Annotated in this window: 20 protein-coding genes; 18 read left to right on the top strand and 2 right to left on the bottom strand. The window is 37.2% G+C overall.

Annotated features, from left to right (window positions below; translation table 11 throughout):
- Positions 1 to 3: 3 nt before the first annotated feature.
- The 8 genes from MHH64_RS14120 (at position 4) to MHH64_RS14085 (ending at position 5,110) form a co-directional block, all read left to right on the top strand.
- Positions 4 to 552: a ReoY family proteolytic degradation factor gene (locus tag MHH64_RS14120; protein WP_095308995.1), complete on the top strand. Its 549-nt coding sequence runs from the start codon at positions 4 to 6 to the stop codon at positions 550 to 552.
- An 83-nt stretch (positions 553 to 635) separates the two neighbouring features.
- Complete coding sequence (locus tag MHH64_RS14115; protein ID WP_095308997.1) at positions 636 to 1,094, top strand: YpiF family protein; 459 nt, start codon at positions 636 to 638, stop codon at positions 1,092 to 1,094.
- Positions 1,095 to 1,292: 198 nt separating this feature from the next.
- Complete coding sequence (locus MHH64_RS14110) at positions 1,293 to 1,805, top strand: ubiquinol-cytochrome c reductase iron-sulfur subunit (RefSeq protein WP_095308999.1); 513 nt, start codon at positions 1,293 to 1,295, stop codon at positions 1,803 to 1,805.
- Between the two features lie 6 nt (positions 1,806 to 1,811).
- Positions 1,812 to 2,486: a cytochrome b6 gene (locus MHH64_RS14105; protein WP_095309001.1), complete on the top strand. Its 675-nt coding sequence runs from the start codon at positions 1,812 to 1,814 to the stop codon at positions 2,484 to 2,486.
- Positions 2,487 to 2,501: 15 nt separating this feature from the next.
- The gene (locus MHH64_RS14100; protein ID WP_095309003.1) at positions 2,502 to 3,275 is read left to right on the top strand and encodes a menaquinol-cytochrome c reductase cytochrome b/c subunit; all 774 of its coding nucleotides are present in this window, start codon (positions 2,502 to 2,504) and stop codon (positions 3,273 to 3,275) included.
- 76 nt (positions 3,276 to 3,351) lie between these two features.
- Positions 3,352 to 3,927, top strand: coding sequence for a DUF1405 domain-containing protein (locus MHH64_RS14095; RefSeq protein WP_095309004.1), 576 nt, complete (start codon positions 3,352 to 3,354; stop codon positions 3,925 to 3,927).
- Between the two features lie 166 nt (positions 3,928 to 4,093).
- Positions 4,094 to 4,366: a sporulation protein YpjB gene (locus MHH64_RS14090; RefSeq protein WP_095309006.1), complete on the top strand. Its 273-nt coding sequence runs from the start codon at positions 4,094 to 4,096 to the stop codon at positions 4,364 to 4,366.
- Between the two features lie 63 nt (positions 4,367 to 4,429).
- Entirely contained in the window at positions 4,430 to 5,110 is a 681-nt protein-coding gene (locus MHH64_RS14085; protein WP_095309007.1) for a zinc metallopeptidase, read from the top strand.
- A 382-nt stretch (positions 5,111 to 5,492) separates the two neighbouring features.
- Here the strand turns inward: MHH64_RS14085 and MHH64_RS14080 are convergent, their stop codons facing one another.
- Positions 5,493 to 6,365: a YitT family protein gene (locus tag MHH64_RS14080; RefSeq protein ID WP_340001939.1), complete on the bottom strand. Its 873-nt coding sequence runs from the start codon at positions 6,363 to 6,365 to the stop codon at positions 5,493 to 5,495.
- A 165-nt stretch (positions 6,366 to 6,530) separates the two neighbouring features.
- On the opposite strand from MHH64_RS14080, the gene MHH64_RS14075 reads away from it, so the two are divergent.
- The 10 genes from MHH64_RS14075 to nth all read left to right on the top strand — a co-directional run bounded on the left by MHH64_RS14075 (position 6,531) and on the right by nth (position 18,192).
- Positions 6,531 to 6,875, top strand: a complete 345-nt coding sequence (locus tag MHH64_RS14075) for a nucleotide pyrophosphohydrolase (protein ID WP_095309011.1) — start codon at positions 6,531 to 6,533, stop codon at positions 6,873 to 6,875.
- Between the two features lie 15 nt (positions 6,876 to 6,890).
- Entirely contained in the window at positions 6,891 to 7,685 is a 795-nt protein-coding gene (gene dapB, locus MHH64_RS14070) for a 4-hydroxy-tetrahydrodipicolinate reductase (RefSeq protein WP_340001937.1), read from the top strand.
- A 215-nt stretch (positions 7,686 to 7,900) separates the two neighbouring features.
- Entirely contained in the window at positions 7,901 to 9,043 is a 1,143-nt protein-coding gene (gene bshA, locus MHH64_RS14065) for an N-acetyl-alpha-D-glucosaminyl L-malate synthase BshA (protein WP_251658880.1), read from the top strand.
- A 2-nt stretch (positions 9,044 to 9,045) separates the two neighbouring features.
- On the top strand, positions 9,046 to 10,245 hold the full coding sequence (locus MHH64_RS14060) for a CCA tRNA nucleotidyltransferase (RefSeq protein WP_340001936.1): 1,200 nt from the start codon (positions 9,046 to 9,048) through the stop codon (positions 10,243 to 10,245).
- Positions 10,221 to 11,216, top strand: coding sequence for a biotin--[acetyl-CoA-carboxylase] ligase (locus MHH64_RS14055; protein ID WP_340001935.1), 996 nt, complete (start codon positions 10,221 to 10,223; stop codon positions 11,214 to 11,216). Before MHH64_RS14060 ends, MHH64_RS14055 begins: the two co-directional genes overlap by 25 nt.
- A 242-nt stretch (positions 11,217 to 11,458) precedes the next feature.
- On the top strand, positions 11,459 to 14,257 hold the full coding sequence (dinG, locus tag MHH64_RS14050; protein WP_340001934.1) for an ATP-dependent DNA helicase DinG: 2,799 nt from the start codon (positions 11,459 to 11,461) through the stop codon (positions 14,255 to 14,257).
- A 378-nt stretch (positions 14,258 to 14,635) separates the two neighbouring features.
- Entirely contained in the window at positions 14,636 to 15,148 is a 513-nt protein-coding gene (locus MHH64_RS14045; protein WP_240033788.1) for a DUF5590 domain-containing protein, read from the top strand.
- 231 nt (positions 15,149 to 15,379) lie between these two features.
- Positions 15,380 to 16,672, top strand: a complete 1,293-nt coding sequence (gene asnS / locus MHH64_RS14040; protein WP_095309101.1) for an asparagine--tRNA ligase — start codon at positions 15,380 to 15,382, stop codon at positions 16,670 to 16,672.
- Between the two features lie 172 nt (positions 16,673 to 16,844).
- Positions 16,845 to 17,534, top strand: a complete 690-nt coding sequence (locus MHH64_RS14035) for a DnaD domain-containing protein (RefSeq protein ID WP_340001933.1) — start codon at positions 16,845 to 16,847, stop codon at positions 17,532 to 17,534.
- Positions 17,535 to 17,538: 4 nt separating this feature from the next.
- Positions 17,539 to 18,192, top strand: coding sequence for an endonuclease III (gene nth / locus MHH64_RS14030; protein WP_095309029.1), 654 nt, complete (start codon positions 17,539 to 17,541; stop codon positions 18,190 to 18,192).
- A gap of 83 nt (positions 18,193 to 18,275) precedes the next feature.
- Here nth and MHH64_RS14025 read toward each other — a convergent pair whose 3' ends face one another.
- Entirely contained in the window at positions 18,276 to 21,017 is a 2,742-nt protein-coding gene (locus MHH64_RS14025) for a penicillin-binding protein 1A (protein ID WP_303449223.1), read from the bottom strand.
- Positions 21,018 to 21,030 lie beyond the last annotated feature (13 nt).

Here is a 21,030-nt window from a genome sequence, read left to right as displayed (position 1 = left end):
CAGATGATAACGCCTGTCACTGCCAAAGATAAAAAAAGTTTTATTCAATGGTTTTTAAATCATTACCGCCTTAAAAAACGAGAAAGCGTCTGGATCCTGAATTATTTAATCAATCATAGTGATTTATTAGCAAATGTGCATTTTGTCAGAGATGTGAAATATTGTTCTAGAGGGATTATGATGACAAGTCACTGTTCTGATGAAGTAGCATTTCGATTTTACAAGGACCACCTTGTAACCACAGATGCAGAAAAGTCCTTCCATGATATTCGGCTCAATCAGGATGAGTCCTTATATTTACAGCTGAATTTTAAAAATGCTAATCAGAATTCATATTATGCTTCTGTACTGGAAGAAAATCCTTTCATCCCAGTTGATTACTATATTACAAATCAGGATAAGGATATTGCTAACCAGCTATTAAATTATTCCTTACATCAATATAAAAAGGAAAAAATACTCTCTGAAATTGATAATGCATTGAAGAGCAAAGACCGTGAGAGGTTCCTGGTACTTACAAAAGAATTAGCCGATTTGAAAAAATCAACCTAAGCTTTAGGTTGATTTTTTTTGTCTATATAAGATAAGATTTAATAATAGTACACAATTATCGTTATAGAAAGGATGATACAGCGGTGAAATGGAGAAAAGCAGATCTTCAAACATATTTCCAGAGTAAAGAATACATAGATTCTATTGTAGTTCCTCTAGTCCCGTTTGGTATTGCAAATGATGAAGAGTCAGAAAAAGCAGCTATTCAAGCCGAGATGATTACCCTCCTCTCACACGAACTCGAAAAAGAGTTAACCGGAAGAATGTTACTAGCACCACATTATTCTTACTTGAAGTCAATTGATAAACAAACAGAGGTAGCCCGATTGAATAGGTGGTCGGCAGAAATGAAAGAACAGCCTTTTAAGCATATCTTTCACTTAACATTTGACCCAAGTTGGAAAAAGCATGAGCAGGAACTAGAAAGTACCCTGTTATGGATACCGGCTGTACAAACAGGAGAGTTGAACTCAAAAGAAATGCATAAAACCGTCCGTGAACAAGTTGCTCAAATGGTAGAGTTAATTCGTGCATATTGGTAATAATAGATATAGTAGAAGTATAAAAAACGTCATATTTTAGTGTGTCAGTAATTAAAAAATTCTCGATAATGTGTCATCTTTTGTTTGTGAATATTGTTTTATATTGACCGAATAAAAAGATTGCGCTATCATGGTATTGTCCTAGTAATCTGATTAAAAATGATATGTCCGTGATTATGGTAAAGAGGGGGGAAAATCATGAGTGATGAAAAACAGCAAGTATCCCGAAGACAGTTTTTAAATTATACGCTTACAGGGGTAGGAGGATTTATGGCAGCGGGGCTACTTATTTCTCCAATAAGGATGGCCATTGATCCAGTATTAAAAGAATCTTCTGCAGGAGACATGGCAAACGTAGGTTTATCAGTCGACGATATTACAGCAGAGCCACAGCGAATCGATTGGACGATTGATCAAGTTGATGGCTGGTATGAATCTGAAGTAAATCGTGCTGCATGGGTTTATCGAAATGAAAATGATGAAATTGTAGCTTTTTCCCCAGTATGTAAACATTTAGGTTGTGTTGTTTCATGGGAAGGCAGTGACCAGCATCCAAACGAATATTTCTGCCCTTGTCATGATGGACGCTATTACAAGGATGGTACCAACGTTCCAGGTACACCTCCATTAGCTCCTCTAGACGAATATGAGCAGGAAGTAAGAGATGGAATGCTATTCCTAGGCGAACCAAAACCAAGAGGGGAGGCGTAATGACGAATGTTACAGAAAATATATGATTGGATTGATGATCGTATTGATATTACGCCGATATGGCGTGACATCGCAGATCATGAAGTACCAGAACATGTTAACCCTGCTCATCATTTTTCTGCATTTGTGTATTGTTTTGGTGGTTTAACATTTTTCGTTGTGGTAATTCAAATTCTTTCTGGAATGTTTTTAACAATGTATTATGTTCCAGATATTGAAAATGCATGGAAGTCCGTTTACTATCTGCAAACTGAAGTAGCTCATGGGCAGATTGTAAGAGGTATGCACCATTGGGGTGCTAGTGTTGTAATTGTCATGCTATTATTACATACCTTACGCGTATTCTTCCAAGGTGCTTACAAAAAACCACGTGAACTTAACTGGATGGTCGGTGTATTAATCTTCTTCGTTATGCTCGGCTTAGGTTTTACTGGTTATTTATTACCTTGGGATAATAAAGCATATTTCGCAACACAAGTTGGACTAGAAATAGCTGAACAAGTTCCATTTATTGGACAAGAATTGAAAACTTTACTGGCTGGAGATGCAACCATTGTTGGTGCCCAAACATTAACAAGATTCTTTGCAATTCATGTATTCTTCCTGCCGGGAGCATTATTTGCGCTATTAGCAATTCACTTTATTTTAATTCGTAGACAAGGTATATCCGGACCACTATAAAAAGGAGGGTAAGTGATGCATAAGGGTAAAGGTATGAAGTTTGTTGGGGATTCTCGAATCTCTGCTGAAAGAAAACCTAATATACCGAAAGATTATTCTGAGTATCCTGGAAGAACAGAAGCTTTTTGGCCCAACTTTTTATTAAAAGAATGGTTGGTTGGTGCAGTATTTTTAGTTGGATTTTTATGTTTAACATTGGCACATCCATCACCATTAGAGGGGATGGCCGATCCAACTAATGCGTCGTATATACCATTGCCAGATTGGTACTTCTTATTCCTATATGAACTATTGAAATATGAATTTGCAAGTGGAGATTGGACATTAATGGGGATACTAATCCTTCCAGGGCTTGCATTTGGTGCGTTATTACTTGCGCCGTTCTTGGACAACGGTCCTGGCCGCAGACCACACCAACGTCCAGTTGCAATTGGAATGATGCTACTTGGATTAGTAGCTGTTATATGGTTAACCTATACATCGGCAGCACATGTTGATTGGGAAGGCCGTGCTGAAGCGAACAAGCCAGTCCCACAAGCAGAAGTGACAATTGATGAGAGTCATCCTGGATTTGCAGCTTATGAAAATAGCTGTTTAGCATGTCATGGTGCTGAATTAGAGGGTGGCGCGGGGCCATCTTTAGTAGGAATTGAACTTAGCGCCGAGGAAATTGCTACGATTGCTGTAGATGGTATCGGTACGATGCCAGCAGATCAATTCCAAGGAACAGATGAAGAGTTAGAGCAGTTAGCCGACTTTATCATCACAGTAAATGAATCAGCTGAATAATTGCTTTTTAAAACACCTTTACCATTAAAATTGGTGAAGGTGTTTTTACATCGGAATGACAGGAAGGATAGGAAGAATGATTAAATATATATTACTAGACAAGCGATTTATTTTCTGCCTTTTTCTAATTAACTTTTTGGGTACCATTTATGGTTATTATTGGTATAAGGCGCAGCTTTCCATAACGCCAAGTATTTTTCTCATCTTCGTTCCAGATAGTCCTACTGCAAGCTTGTTTTTTACCATTTTTTTGTTGTTCTTTCTTTTCGGTAGAAATATTCCGTATGTGGAAGCTCTCGGTGTAGTGACCTTACTCAAATACGGTACCTGGGCGGTTGTGATGAACCTACTTACATTAATCATTGAAGGATCACTAAGCTGGCAAGGGTATATGTTAATGGCTTCTCATGCAGGAATGGCAATCCAAGGGCTTTTGTATGCTCCATTCTATAAAATTAAATTAAAACATATTGCAGTCGCTGCAATTTGGACTTTACATAATGATGTTATAGACTATGTATTTGAAATGATGCCAATGTATTCTTCTTTGACAAAGTACATGAATGAAATTGGTTATTTTACCTTCTGGCTAAGTATCCTTTGTATCTTTATCACGTATTGGTTAACAATTCATCGAAAAAAATTGATATAAGTGGTTGTTGTTCCAATAGCCATTAAAATGGCTTCGAGAACAAACGGTATTCATCGGATTAGTTTTTTGACTTCCTTATTAAAGGAAGTATTATAAACTTAACTGTTATATACCGAGATCTTTCCTCATACACTTCAAGTAATAATAAAAATATGAGGTGATCTCTATGGTAAACAGATTAAAACTGCTTGTTCGGGTCACAGCTGCGGTACTCATAGGGATAGGGTTAAACATTTACTTTGGAGTTGTATGGATTGAAGCGAGTGTGGGAAATACTGAACATATAGTTGAAAAGCAGTCTGGTATTACTCCGTTTATTTGGGCAGCTATAATTGTTGGTGGCTGTATAACGGCTACATTATCCTATGTAAGTTGGAGAAAATATAAAGCAGAAGTAAAAGCAAGAGAAGCACGTAATAAGGATAAATCAGTTGACTAATACATTAAATTTGACTAAAATTGACCTTAGAAAGTATTTTAAACTTCTAATGGAGGAATGCAAATGAGTTTAGGGAGTTACTTGATTTATATTGCTATATTAATGATTGTACCAATATGGGCGCAATCGCGAGTAAAAAGCACGTACAAAAAGTATTCAAAAAAGCCAACATCATCTGCAATGACGGGTGCTGAAGTTGCTCGCAAAATTTTAGATGATAATGGACTTTATGATGTTCAAATAGGACGAACAAAAGGAACATTAACTGACCACTATGACCCGCGAAATAAAGTAATTAAACTTTCTGATGGAATATACGATGGTCGCTCTATGGCTTCCTCTGCTGTAGCAGCTCACGAAGTAGGACATGCTATTCAAGACCAGCAGGAATATGCATTTTTGAAGTTTAGAAGTGCATTGGTACCTGTAGCAAACTTTGGTTCCAACATCTCCCTTTTCTTGATCCTTGGTGGTATGATATTAGGAGCCATGAACTTAGTACTATTTGGTATCATCTTTATGTCCGCCGCGGTATTATTCCAACTTGTTACACTTCCTGTAGAATTTGATGCATCTAACCGCGCGATGGGGCAATTAGTTTCTTCAGGAGTAATTCGAAATAATGAAGAACGAGAAACAAAGAAGGTTCTGAATGCCGCAGCTTTAACATACGTAGCAGCAGCACTTGTAGCGGTAGCGGAACTTGTTAGATTTATATTGATTTATCTTGCCAGCAGAGAATAGTATGTAAAAACGATCATTTGCTGAACACCATTTTAGGTAAATAAAGTAGAAAAAAGGATGACGCTACGGGCCATCCTTTTTTCTATCTGCTCAGGAAACTATAAAAGGCTTAGGCGCACTTATACCCTTGTGGTGACATCGGGCATCGTCTCCAATTAAAAGGGTGGCCGATTAAAACCAGACTACGCCTGATATCGGCATACCCCTAAATTGGCATGTTTCCTTTTAGATGAACGATGACTTTCGCCCGTGGAGACGAAAGTCATCGTTCATCTTATACTTTGGAGTGAATCTCCTGTGTAGGAATGTTCGACTCATCGAACACCAGAGTTCGGGGCGCAGTCCGTACGTCGCTAACCGGGCGTCCCGATTGTGTTCTTGCTTAATCTTGTATCGGATTTTTATTCTCATCGAGAGTAAAGCCTTCACCAAGCACATCGTGTACGGTCGTTACAGCGACAAATGCATGTGGGTCTATACTGTTAATAATCGCTTTTATTTTTACAATTTCGTTTCTTGCAACAACACAATAAAGTACATCTCGCTTTTCACCTGAAAAACTACCGCGCCCATCTAATACAGTTACTCCTCGATCCATTGAAGTAAGAATTTTTTCTGCGATTTCATTGCTTTTCCCTGAGATGATGGTTGTTCCTTTAGCTGAATAAGCTCCTTCTTGAAGGAAATCAATTACCCGAGCACCAACATATACAGCGACAAGTGTATACATACCTTCCACTAAATCTAATATTACAAATACGGATGTTGCTATAACAATAAAGTCGAATAAAAACATTGTTCGGCCCATACTCCATCCGACATATTTGTTCACCAGTCTTGCAATAATATCAACTCCACCTGTTGTTCCTCCAAAACGGAATATAATTCCTAGGCCAACACCGATGAATACACCAGCAAATAAAGCAACCAACGTCATATCATTTTCTAACGGGACATTAAATTGGTAGGTCTGAAAAATCCTTAGAAAAACCGAAACCATAACCGTTCCAAGTATTGTATAAATAAAGGTGTTTTTTCCTAAAAATTTCCACCCAATAAAAAACAGTGGAACATTTAATATAATATTGGAGATAGCAGGATCCCATTCCCATAGAAAATAAAGCAGCAATGTAATTCCGGTAAAACCACCTTCACCAAGGTTATTCTGCATATTAAAGTGAACAATACCAAATGAAAAAATGGCGGCTCCTAGTACAATAAAAAGTATATTTTTAAGTCTTAACCCTTTTAGCATCTGCATAACCTCCAGATAACGATATCAATTTCGTATATGAATTAAACCTCTTCTTATTATAGTCAATTTAATTTTGAACAACAATTTTATTTTCCCATATAAAAAATTTGTCAAACGTGTAGCTTTTAGCTAACATGAAAGGAGAACAAAAAGGAAGAAGGGAATATCATCGATACACCTACATATAGCACAAAAGAAATACAACAACGGGTTGATGCTTATATTTCTCAGTTTAAAGAGGGATACTTTTCACCTTTATCTCAAATGGCAAGATTAACAGAAGAAATCGGTGAACTTGCCAGGGAAGTAAATCATTATCATGGCGAAAAGCCAAAAAAAACTTCTGAGAAAACACATACTGTTGAAGAAGAACTAGGGGATATCTTATTTGTTCTCGCTTGTTTTGCAAATTCATTAGATATCGACCTTTCCGAGTCATTTCATATGGCGATAAGTAAAATTGAGACAAGAGATAAAGATCGTTGGACTCGTAAAAATGATCAGAACTAAAGGAGAGAGAAATTGATGACAATAAATATTATTTTAGCTGGACCAAGAGGCAGAATGGGTCAAGAAGCAGTAAATATGGTGAATCAGGAATCCGACTTTAAATTAGTAGCTTGCATCGATCGGAAAAATGGTGGTAAAGAAGTTAAGGATATTGCGGGTTTACCTCCATTACATGTACCAGTGTACGAAAATGCAAAAGAATGTTTTGAAGCAGTAAAAGCTGATGTTTTTATCGATTTAACTGTACCCGAGGTTGGCTACTACCATACAAAATTGGCATTAGAAAATAATATAAGACCTGTAGTTGGAACGACAGGATTTACAGATGAACAATTAAATGAGCTAGCGGAGCTTGCAAAGTCCAGTAATTTAGGTTGTATTATTGCACCCAATTTTGCAGTTGGTGCTGTACTAATGATGAAATTTTCCCAAATGGCTGCCAAATATTTTTCCGATGTAGAAATAATTGAAAAGCATCATGACCGAAAATTGGATGCCCCTTCTGGGACTGCAAAGAAAACTGCAGAATTAATCAGGCAATCTAGAGAATATAAAAAACAAGGTCATCCAGATGAAGAAGAAACAATAAGAGGTGCACGTGGCGCTGAAATGGACGGAATGCACATTCATAGTGTTCGATTGCCAGGGCTTGTTGCACATCAGGAAGTGATTTTTGGAAGCCCTGGTCAAACCCTATCCATCAAGCATGACTCTTTAAACCGTGAATCATTTATGAATGGGATTAAACTTTCTGTTAATCATGTTATGGACATGAAGGAGCTTGCCTACGGATTGGAAAACATCTTGTAAGTCATATTAGTAGGATGAAGTTGAATTTAGGATAGTACAAATTCTAACATCCAGTCAATATATAGTGATGTATTCTTATAGCTGTGAATATCTTTTGTTATGCTACATTAATCATAAAAAACAGAGGAAAGGCATTCATTGGCCTAGAATTGGTGGGTGTCTTTGTTTTCTAAAATGTAAAAAGTGAGAGTAATGGTATAGAAAGAAGGAGAAATGTGAAAAAAATAGGGATTACATGCTACCCAAGTGTAGGTGGATCAGGAGTAATTGCAACAGAACTTGGTAAACTGCTCGCTGAACAGGGAAATGAAATTCATTTTATTACGTCTAGCATTCCTTTTCGGCTAACGAAAATTCACCCCAGAATATTTTATCATGAAGTGGAATTAAATCATTATCCGGTTTTTCAATATCCACCATATGATTTAGCACTTGCAGCAAAGATGGCTGAGGTTATCGATCAGCAAAAACTTGATATCCTGCATGTTCACTATGCAATGCCGCATGCTATATGTGCTATCATGGCTAAGGATATTGCAGACCACGATGTAAAAATAGTAACAACCCTTCATGGAACGGATATTACCGTACTTGGTATTGACCAAACCTTTAAAAAGGTGATTAAGCACGGAATCGAAAAATCGGATGCTGTTACTGCTGTTTCAAAGAGTCTTGTTAAGCAAACAACTGAAATGCTTGATGTAAATAAAGAGATAGCGACAATCTATAATTTTGTAAATGAAGAGGACTATTATAAGCAAGATGTCCCTGCATTAAGGCAACAATACGGAATATCAAACGATGAAAAAGTGCTTATCCATATCTCAAACTTCCGAAAAGTAAAACGCGTACGAGACATCATATATGCTTTTAAACAAGTCCGAAATGAAGTCAAAAGTACATTACTACTTGTCGGCGATGGACCGGAATACCCTGATACGGTACAACTCGTAGAGGCACTTGGGTTAAAAGAGCATGTACGTTTTTTAGGAAAACAAACAAATATAAGTGAATTATTATCTATATCCAATTTAATGCTGCTATTATCAGAAAAAGAAAGCTTCGGTCTTGTTCTACTTGAAGCAATGTTATGCGGTGTACCATGTATTGGTACCAATATAGGTGGGATCCCTGAAGTGATTGAGCATGATAAAACAGGGTATTTGGTCGAGCTGGGAGATACTGATTCGGCAGCAAATTATGCGATTGAAGTGCTAACAGATAATCATTTAATGCGTCGTCTTTCGGAAAATGCTTTAATACAGGCTAAAGAAAAATTTGCGTCAGAAAAAATTGTAAACCAATATCAGCATCTATATGATACTGTTTTAACATCCAATATAGAAAATGGTGATTAACCATGCTACCAGGAGCATTTTTACAGGCAATACCAGTGCTTGAACATATTGAAAAACATCAGCACAAAGCTTATTTTGTAGGTGGATGTGTACGTGATTATTTGTTAAAGCGCCCTATCGGTGATATCGATATTGCAACCTCGGCATCACCTTCATTCATTCAGAAAATTTTCCCAAAGGTGATTCCTGTTGGTATAGAGCATGGAACTGTAATTGTACGGCATAATCACGAATCTTTTGAGGTAACTACATTCCGTATCGATGGAGATTATACGGATAAACGACACCCCGACTCAGTCGTATTCATCGACAATATTGATAAAGATTTAGAGAGACGGGACTTTACCATTAATGCACTAGCAATGGACTTAAATGGTAATATGATTGATTTATTTGACGGAATCCACGATATTGAGAATCGAGTTATTCGAACAGTAGGAAATGGCTATGAGCGATTTACGGAAGATCCACTTCGGATTATACGTGCGATTCGCTTTTCAAGTCAGCTAGGATTTACAATTGACCCGAAAACCTTACAGGAAATGAAGGAAGTAAGCAGTGAAATTAAAACACTTGCAATTGAGCGGATTGCTAATGAATTTTCGAAGCTATTTGCTGGGAATGATGTTAACCAAGCTTTAACTTATGTGAGGAATTTGCAAATCGAACGATACTTACCTGTATTTTGCGATTCCCCTCAGATTCTTTTCTCATTGCCGGTATCAATAACACCATTACAATCCTTTGCCGAAGTTATTGCGCTATTCCATCTTGTCAATCCAAAGATAGAGGTCATTCGGTGGGTCAAGGAATGGAAATGCTCGAACAAAACAAAACAAGAGGCACTCCGATTAGTCGAGGCTTATTCTTATTTCGAAACGCATGGCTTGGATCGATGGCTTATCTATCAATTAACACCGTCTTTATATAAAGGTTTCATACGAATTAGCGAAAATTTAACACAAACAACAGTTAGCTTGCACAAGTTGGAAGCAATTGAACAACAGCTTTCCATTCGTTTGAAAGAAGAGCTGACAATTGATGGATATGATTTAATGGCGATTTTTCCCGAGAGGAAGAGAGGGCGTTGGATACAAGAATTACTAAATTGTATTGAATATAAGGTTGTATCCGGTGAATTAAATAATAATAAAAAAGAGATAAAGGAGTGGATAAAATGGAATCCACCCGAGACCGATTGATTCAGCTCCTCGCAGAAAATGGAGATGCTTATATTTCTGGACAAGCTCTATCCGATGCGATCGGCATCTCAAGAAATGCTGTTTGGAAGCAAATGAAAGAACTCGAAAAAGATGGTTACCAAATCGAAGCTAAATCAAGAATTGGTTACCGTATAACTGAATTTCCAGATAAGTTAAGTAGTAATACACTAAAATGGGGACTCCGTACAGAGTGGATTGGAAAGAAGATTATTCATCATCCGACAGTAGATTCTACACAAGCAATTGGACATCAAGCAGCTCGTGAAGGGGCACCACATGGCACGATAATTGTCGCGGATGAACAAACTGGCGGAAGAGGAAGAATGAACCGATCATGGCACTCTGCAAAGGGACAGGGTATGTGGTTAAGTCTCATTCTAAGACCTAAAATCCCACCTACCCATGCATCTCAGCTTACATTATTAGCAGCTACTGTTTTAGCAGATGTATTGGATCGATATGATTCTATTCAACCATTTATCAAATGGCCCAATGATATTCTGATTAACGAAAAGAAGACAGCAGGAATCTTAACGGAAATGCAGGCAGAACAAGATCAAATACAATACATTTTAATCGGGATTGGTTTAAACGTAAATCAAGCGCGAGATGATCTACATCAGGATATCCAATCCAAAGCAACGTCATTGCGAATTGAAACAGGCAATGAACTATCCATTAAAAATATTATCCAAGAGCTGTTAATTGCTTTTGAAGCTTCCTTCGACAACTATATAGCACAAGGATTTTTACCAATTAAAAAGAAATGGGAAAGCTACGGTTTCAAAATGGGAGAAGATATTATTATCAAAACATTTAAGGATCGTTGGAGAGCACCGTTTCTTGGGATATCTGACGATGGTGCACTCTGTACAGAATCAATGGAAGGTAAACCAATCTCACTTTATTCTGCTGAAATAGAGTGGTTTGATGATAGTAGCATGAAATAAACAGCTGAAACCTTCTTAACCTCAGCAACAGTTAGTAGTTGACGTTGGTAGAAATCCTGCTATCATTATTATGGAGCTCATTATTCTGTAAAAATGTGTGGGCATACCACTAAGTTAACAAACTCTTATCAATATATACGATAAGAGTTTTGCTATTAATAAATAAAAGGTCTGAAAAAATCGAATGAATTTAATGAGAATAACATTTAGATAAACCGGACTCAGAAGGTAAGGTGGATCAGGTGAATAAATTTGTCGTAGTTGACTTGGAAACAACAGGGCATTCTCCTTTAAAAAATGATAAAATAATTGAAGTTGGTATCGTTGTTATAGAAAATAACGAAATCACGGATACCCGTACAACCTTATTTAATCCAAAGATACCAATTCCACCGTTTATTTCTAATTTAACCGGGATTTCTGATCGTGATGTGGAAGATGCACCGTTATTTAATGAGAAGGCTGATAAAATAGTTGATATTTTTAAAAATAGTTATATAATCGCTCATAATGTAAAATTTGATCTTGGTTTTTTAAACACAGAACTTGCAGCTAATGGAAGAGATCGATTGACAAATCCAGTTTTAGATACGGTAGAGCTTTCACGAATACTATTTCCTCAAGCACCTAGTTATAAACTTGGACAGTTAGCGGAACATTTGGATATTCATCATGATGACCCACACCGAGCACTGTCCGATGCATATGTTACTGCCAAGTTATTTTTAAAACTGATGGACAAATTAAAGACTTTACCATATGAAACGATTGCCCAATTATTAAAACTGGAGAAACTATTTATTTCCGATCTCCACGAAATTTTGTCAAATCGAATAGATGAATTGGCATTTGCAACTACCGCACCTGAAGAGCTAACAATTTATCAAGGTCTTGCATTTAAAGAAGCAACGGAGACAAAAATAGAGACACCTAATTTAAATCAGTCCTTTGGTGAATATCTTGATGGAATTTATGAAACAAATGGTTCTATGGAGAAGCAGATGAAAGGGTATGAAAAAAGAACTGGTCAACGTGAAATGTCAGAATTAATCTTTGACTCCTTTCAAGCGAACTCACATGCATTGATTGAAGCTGAAACTGGAACAGGGAAGTCGCTGGCATACTTAATTCCTGCAATTTTTGAAGCGGTAAAGTCAAATCAAAGGCTAATTATTAGTACATATACTACACAATTGCAAAGTCAATTGCTGGAAGAAGAGATTCCTGCTTTAAGAAGGCTGATTGCCATTCCGTTTCAGGTAGCACTCCTAAAGGGAAAAAGCCACTATATTAGCTTAGAAAAATTTGCATATGAGTTACATGATAGTTCAAACGACAACTATGATATTGCGTTAACAAAAGCAATGCTACTGATATGGTTAACGGAAACAGATACTGGAGATATTGACGAAATACAGTTACCATCCAGTGGATATTTTTTCTATCATAAAATATCCACAGATGCAGAAGGAAAGGTAGAGCCTTTCTCTCCATGGTACTCAAAGTCCTTTTATCAAAAAGCCCGCAGAAAAGCGCAAAAAGCTGATATTGTGATAACGAATCATGCATTACTATGTACAGATATGTTCAATGATTATCAATTCTTACCAGCATATGAAAAAGTAATTATCGATGAAGCACATCACTTTGAAGAAACTGCATCACATCATTATGGAATGAAACTTGATTACAACAATATACAATTTACCTTTAATCAGATCGGCCGGACGCATGATGGTAAATTATTTAGTAAGCTTGTATCGAGTTATTCATTGACAGATGTGGATGTTCCACTAGAAAAATGGGATCACCTATTTGATCAGGCAAAATATGAAATTGATGACTTATTTCAAAGCTTATATCAATATGTAGTGTCTCAACATAAAAACAATAAATCATTAAGTGATATCGGTAGATTACAATACCGACTTGAAGAAAAAGAAACAGGACAAACATGGGATGCAATTCAAGAAATGGTAACAAGGCTTACATTTTTTATTAGAGATCTTATTCATGTCCTTGCACTTATGGAACAGCATTTAACGAAAAAGAAGATAATGGACAAATATGATAAAGAAGAATTAGATGGAATTACGAACACATTTGAGGACTTTATTGATCGATTGGAACTGTTTTTCTTTATTGAAGGAAACGTTCCACATGTTAAATGGATTGAAATTGATACAAAAGGCACCAAAAATGTGGTTTATTTATATAGAGAGCCAGCAGAGGTTTCAGAACTACTTGCTAATGATTTTTTCCAAAGTAAGAAAAGCGTTATCTTGACAAGTGCTACATTGACGATGAAGAACTCATTCGATTACATTCAGAAAAGGTTAGGGTTAATTACGGATCGATTAATAACGAAGAAAATAGCGTCGCCTTTCTCCTATAAGAATCAAGTTCAATTACTTGTTCCAAATGATTTTCCAGATATTAAGTATGGAAACATTGATGATTTTATTTACGCTACATGTGAAGCAATATTGTCTTTGGCTGAAATTACCGAGGGTAGAATGCTCGTCTTATTTACATCGTACGATATGTTGAAGAAATCCTATACACTTTTAAAAGAAACGATTGATACAGGTAAATATGTCTTAATTGGACAAGGAATAACGAGTGGTAGTAGGTCAAGACTAAAAAAGAATTTTCAAACCTTTGATCATGCGATTTTGCTTGGAACAAGTTCATTTTGGGAGGGTGTTGATATACCAGGTGACGATTTGTCGTGCCTCGTGATCGTTAGACTTCCATTTCAGCCGCCAAACCATCCAGTGTTTGAAGCGAAGTCTAATCTGTTAAAAGAAGCCGGAAAAAATGCATTTATGGATTTATCATTACCAAATGCCGTTATTAAATTTAAGCAAGGATTTGGCAGGCTTATCCGTTCATCAAGTGATAGAGGCATTGTTTTTATTTGTGATGCCCGTATCATTAAAACACGGTATGGCAAATATTTCACAGACTCAATACCAGACGTACCTATTTCGTTTGATTCCACACAAGAGTTACTGGATAAAGCAGAAGAATGGTTTTAAACAACAACAGCGTGAGCCTGTAGCGGTATAAAGAGAAGAGGAAAGTCTCGCTCGCAGGAGAGGGACGAAAAAAACTACTGATGTTATTACACCAGTAGTGAGTGAAGATGTGATATGGGTTAGGTTTTTTGGTCAAATTAACAAATTAAAGCAAAGTCTTCGACTACTGGATTATTGTAGTTGTGCTTTTTAATTCGACGTTGCTTTTATTGTTTACATCCTTACAAGAGCTATGTATAGTAAAAATATCTAAAATAGAAACACAATTGTTGGAGGGATGTTGATGAATCAATATACAGTAAGTTTATTTTCAAATACTTTTGTTGATTGTTCGCATCATAAAGTTAAAAATTCAATCTATAGGCTGAGTTATTAATAATGATGAATAAATCAAAATGGCTATTATGGAGCTCATTGACCTTACTTATTATCCTTATTGCATTAGGTATTTATGGTATCGTTCTCTACAATAACTTATATGATAGCAAGACAGCAGGATTTGATGAAACAAGCAGGCAGATCCTAAGTCAAACGTCTATTACAGAAATAGAAAAAATTGAGCAATATAATGGCTCGGCGGCTTATCATGTTTTATTTGGAAAAAATGATGCAAATGAAGAAAAGCTTATTTTTTACCCGCTCGAAGGGAATGAAAAAAGCTTGACAACGATTGACAAATCTGAAATATTGACAGAGGAAGAAATCATTGAAAGATGGCAAGCAGAATGCGATAGCTGTGAGCTCATCAAGGTCACACCTGCATTGGAAGAAAACGAAGCATTATGGGAAATTGCCTATAACGACATGAATGATGATTATGTGCTTGACTATAAGTCCATCTATGATGGATCCGACGTCCATATGTATCGCTTTAAAAGAATGTTTAATTAGTGCTAAACCCACCCAGCGTTCTAAGACGAGCTATTTATCACGCATTACCTCAAAGATTGAGAATAAAAAATGTAAAGAAGAAGGATAAAACAGCTCGTAAATTCCTGACTCTGCACAAGGGCCTGTGGCTCTCCCTTGTGGTGCTAACATTCAGTGGGGAGGAAAAAAAGCCTTCACTGAATGAGTTTCATTTTATGGAAAAACATTTTAGTATTTGGAGGAAATATAAATATGAAAACAACTATTTCACAAGCAGCAAAACATAAAGATCAAGAAGTAACAATTGGTGCTTGGCTTACAAACAAACGATCTAGTGGAAAAATTGCTTTTTTACAATTACGTGATGGAACAGGATTTATTCAAGGAGTAGTCGTAAAGAATGACGTATCAGAAGAAACGTTTCAACTAGCAAAAAGTCTTACGCAGGAAACCAGTATGTATATTACCGGTAAAATTGTTGAGGATACAAGATCTTCTTTTGGCTATGAACTACAGGTTAGTGACATTGAAGTTATTCAGGAAGCAGTTGATTATCCAATTACACCTAAAGATCACGGTACTGAGTTTTTGATGGATCACCGTCATTTATGGTTACGCTCAAAGAAACAACATGCTGTGATGAAAATCCGAAATGAAATTATTCGTTCAACATACCAATTCTTCAATGAAAATGATTTTGTAAAAATTGATCCACCAATTCTTACAGGATCTTCAGCAGAAGGAACAACTGAATTATTCCATACGAAATATTTTGACGAGGAAGCATACTTATCACAAAGTGGTCAACTTTATATGGAAGCAGCAGCAATGGCGTTTGGTAAAGTATTTTCATTCGGACCAACCTTCCGTGCAGAAAAATCGAAAACGCGCAGGCATTTAATTGAATTCTGGATGATTGAACCAGAAATGGCATTTGTCGATCATGAAGAAAGCCTAGTAATTCAAGAGAATTATGTAAGCTATATCGCTCAGTCTGTACTGAAAAATTGTAAACTTGAACTAGAAGTTCTTGGACGAGATACAACCAAATTGGAAAATATTAAAGCACCATTCCCTAGAATTACGTATGATGATGCGATTGAATTGTTAAAAGAAAAAGGCTTTGATGATATCGAGTGGGGAGAAGACTTTGGAGCTCCGCATGAAACAGCAATTGCAGAAAGCTTTGATAAGCCTGTGTTCATTATTAATTATCCAGCAGCGATTAAAGCATTTTATATGAAGCCTCATCCAGAACGCTCTGATGTCGTCCTTTGTGCAGATTTAATCGCACCAGAAGGCTATGGTGAAATTATTGGTGGCTCACAGCGTATTGATGACTTAGCATTAATGCAGGAAAGGTATGAACAGCACGGACTGACAGGACCAGCATATGAATGGTATTTAGAATTAAGTAAGTATGGAAGTGTACCACATTCTGGATTTGGATTAGGTCTAGAACGTACGGTTGCCTGGCTGTCTGGGGTTGAGCACGTAAGAGAAACGATTCCATTCCCTAGATTGCTTAATCGTCTATATCCATAAGCAACCCTTAAAATCCCTTGCAAAATTATAAGCAAGGGATTTTAATTTCTGTTTAAGGACTTGCTGGTCTGTCTTGTGGTGCTTACATTTGGGGGGATCCTACTAAATAAGCTCCACTTTATGTTAGAATATACCTTTCATGCTATACTTAAAATAGAGGTGCAGACAAAACATGACAAATAAATTTTCATTACAACAAATTATTCTCAATCAATTACAGGTACCAATCGAATTGCTTTCTAAGTATAAGCAACTAGGGTTAAATGAAAAGGAAGTAATGCTTGTTCTTCAATTACTTCGTTATCTACAAATTAGAAATGATTTTCCTACACCGTATGAGCTTTCTCTTCATGTAACAATGGATGAGCAAGAATGTGCAAACTTATTGCGAAAATTAGTCAAAAAAGACCTCCTTTCCATTGAAAAAAAAGAAAATGAAAGTAAGCAATTGAGTGAAGCTTACTCGCTGGATCCCCTTTGGGAAAAGCTATTTTCAAAAGAAGAAATTCAAGAAGAGAATTCGATTGATACGATTGGTACCATATTTATTGTGTTTGAACAAGAATTTGGAAGACCATTATCTCCTTTTGAGATAGAAACAATTAATGCTTGGATTGATGAAGATGAAATAACCCCAGCATTAATCAAAGCTGGCTTACGTGAATCTGTGTTAATGGGGAAGCTTAATTTTAAGTATATTGACAGGATACTTCGAGAATGGAAAAAGAAAGGGATTCATTCTGTTGATCAAGCTCGTAACGCAAGCAAAAAATTTAACCTAACCCAATCAACTTCCAATCAAGAAAATATACCAAAACGCGACACATCATTCTACTATAATTGGCTAGAGGAGGAAGATTGAGACAATGTTAACGAAAAAGCAAATAAGATATTGCCTTGATGTCATGGAGGAAATGTTTCCGAACGCAGAAGGAGAGCTTGTCCATTCCAATCCATTTGAGCTTGTTATCGCAGTTTTGCTATCTGCACAATGTACAGACAAGCTTGTAAATAAAGTAACGGCAAACTTATTTAAGAAATATAAAAAGCCAGAGGATTATCTTAACGTGACACTTGAAGAACTGGAACAAGATATAAAGTCAATTGGGCTTTACCGAACGAAAGCTAAAAATATAAGAAAGCTTTGTCAAGTTTTACTCGATAATTATAATGGGGAAGTACCACAGACAAAAGAAGAATTAATGAAGTTAGCAGGAGTAGGAAGGAAAACTGCAAATGTAGTTGCTTCCATTGCATTTAATGAGCCAGCAATTGCTGTGGATACACATGTCGAACGGGTTTCCAAACGGCTAGGAATATGCAGGTGGAAGGATTCTGTGATCCAGGTAGAAGAGACGCTTATGCGTAAAGTGCCAAGAGATGAATGGAGTGTTACACATCACCGTATGATTTTCTTCGGGAGATACCACTGTAAGGCAAGAAACCCAAATTGCCCAGAATGTCCACTGCTTGAGCTTTGTAGAGAAGGGCAAAAGCGAATGAAAAAAGCGATCATGTAATTTTAGGGAATCGAAATGAATAATTTGCTTTAAATAACGAAAAAAGAGGTAAACTTTGCTAGTTTACCTCTTTTTCGTTATCGTTATTCTTCAGATTCTTCCTGGCCTTGCCCTTGGTCTTCTCCTTCACCTTGTCCTTGATCTTGGTCTTCTCCCTGACCTTGGTCTTGTTCAGGCTCTTCTTCGTTTTCTTCCTCTTCAGGCTCAACGCCTTCGTTTTCTGCTTCATTTTCATTAGCTTCTTCTTCCGCAGGGACCTCAACAGTGGTACTTTGAGAATCACCACGAGTATTATTCGCCCCAATTGGGGTAACATTAATTGTGTAGGTTTGACCTGGTGCTGCACCACTGATTTCAATTCCATTCGATTGAACAGTTTGTGTCTGACCGTTTACAGATACTTCAAAGGACGCATCTGGTCCGTCATAGTTCCAATTTACATCAATGATTGAAGATGCTGCAATATACTGTGCTGTTAAGCCGCTAACCGGCGGGATATCTTCCTCTTCATTTTCTTCCTCATCTTCTCCTGGAACTGTGACAGAGGTAGTACTTGGATCACTTTTCATGGAACCATTTACTGCGACAACCTGTATTTCATAAGAAGCCCCTGGTTCCACTTCAGTAATTTCCATTGATGTATCTTCTGTAGAGGATAGGTTTTGCATTTGACCACCGTCTACACTTGCGCTTACTTCAAAGCTAACGTCGTCATCAGCACTATAATTCCACTCAACCTGAATGGCGTTCGATTCCTCATCATAAACCGCGTTTAAGCCGGAAACTGAATCTAATTGATCGAATTTCTCTGATGTTTGTTTCGGCTCTGTTCCTTTCACAAATAACTCGGTAATTTTATCTGAGTCTGGTGTATACTCACTCGGTAATGCAGGTGGGTTAGACCCTTTCTCAACGGTAACCTCTACAACCGAATCGGGTTTTGCAAAATCAGGTGTTTCAATTCCTTCGGATATTTTTTGCATGGTGTTTTTAAATAATGCCTGCGCGATACTTGTATCATTTAATGGTGCCCGCTTTCCATCTTCTGTATAGCCGCCAGTCCAGGCTGTAATCGTATAATTGGTACTATATCCAGCAAACCATGAATCTCGATTTTCGTTTGTCGTACCAGTTTTACCAGCTACTGGAACACCAGGTACATTTGCTGCTGTAGCAGTACCACTCGTAACAACTGATTTTAACATATCCGTAACCATATAGGCTGTGTAATCGGACATTGCTGCAGTTGAATCTGGAGTTAAATCAACTACTCTTCCGTCTGGGAATTCAACACTTGTTACGGCATAAGGCTCTGTATAAATTCCTTGATTGCCAAATGCATGGAATGCTCCAGCTAATTGAAGTGGCGTTACATTTGTTTCAGTTCCACCAATAGCATCTCGAATGTTCATTTGATCATTAGGGAATTTGATTCCTAGTCCTTCAGCAAATTCTTGTGCCTTATCAATTCCAACTTCATCCAGTAACTTCAAAGTCGGTACGTTCAAGGATTGGCTCATTGCATGGCGCATTGTGATCCAACCAGCATGGCTTCGATTCCAGTTTCTAACCGGAGAAGAACCAGCAATTTCATATGGTGCATCATCATTTAGTTGATGATAGGTCGAAAGCTTATTATATTCAATAGCTGGACCAAATGACATAATCGGCTTGGCTGTTGATCCGATCTGACTACCATCACGAATGGCGTAATTGAATCCTTGAACTCCTTCATTATTTCTGCTACCACCTATCGCCTGAATGGCACCACTTTTTGTATCTAAAACAGTCATAGCTGCTTGCATGTTATCATCAGGATAGTTGATCGGATTCTCCTCACTGTCCGTAAGTAAAAATTCTACGTATTCCTGTGCTTTTGGATCTATTGTCGTATAAACCTTCAAGCCATCTGAATAGATATCTGCATCGCCGACTTTTTCTCTAACCTCTTTATCTACCTGTTGGAGGAATGCTTCATACGGTGTTGGGTCTGGACGAGATTCAACCAATAGGGAGGGGATATCTACCTCTCTAGCTTCGTCAGCTTCTTCTTCTGTAATTTTCCCATGTCTAACCATTAATGTTAGCACCGTATTCATTCGCTTTTCTGTTAAATCCGGATTTTCAAAAGGATTATATGCAGTTGGACGTTGGGGTAAACCGGCTAGTATGGCCACTTCTGGTAACGTTAATTCATGTAAATCCGTTTTACCAAAATAGTTTTTCGCTGCCTCCGCTACACCATATGCTCTGTTACCGTAAAAGACTTTATTTAGATAGAATTCTAAGATTTCTTCTTTGGAATATTGTCTTTCCAACTGTAATGCCAGCCATTGTTCCTGTACTTTTAAACTTATTTTCTTGTCAGGTGGTAAAAATGATTTCTCAACGACCTGATGCGTAATTGTACTAGCACCCTGGGAACCAAAGCCGTCCGAAATATTTGCTAATATTGCGCCGCCAAGTCTTCGTAAGTCAATACCTGAATGTTCAAAGAACCTCGCATCCTCCGTAGCAGTTACTGCGTCTATTAATTCTTGAGGTAAGTCTTCATAAGATACTTTTGTTCGTTTTTCATCTCCACTTAGACTTGCGAATTCTTCCCCATATTTATCATAAACAGTAGAGGAGAAAGTATCTTCTAATTTTGTTGGATCCAATTCTGGAGCTGTTGCAATCCAATACGCCCCTAAGGCTGCGCCTCCTACTCCTAGTAATAAAAATATCAGGAGAAAGGAAAATAGTACTTTCTTCCAAATAGGTTTCTTTTTCGTTTTCTTCTTTTGTTTTCTTCTAGCTGCTCGACTCTGGCTATTATCTGCCATCGTTCAATACCTC

The sequence above is a fragment of the Oceanobacillus sp. FSL K6-0127 genome (assembly GCF_037983385.1).
Taxonomy (GTDB): Bacteria; Bacillota; Bacilli; order Bacillales; family Amphibacillaceae; genus Oceanobacillus; species Oceanobacillus profundus.
The sequence above is the reverse complement of the archived record's forward strand: the minus strand, read 5'-3'. Positions and strand labels throughout refer to the sequence as shown.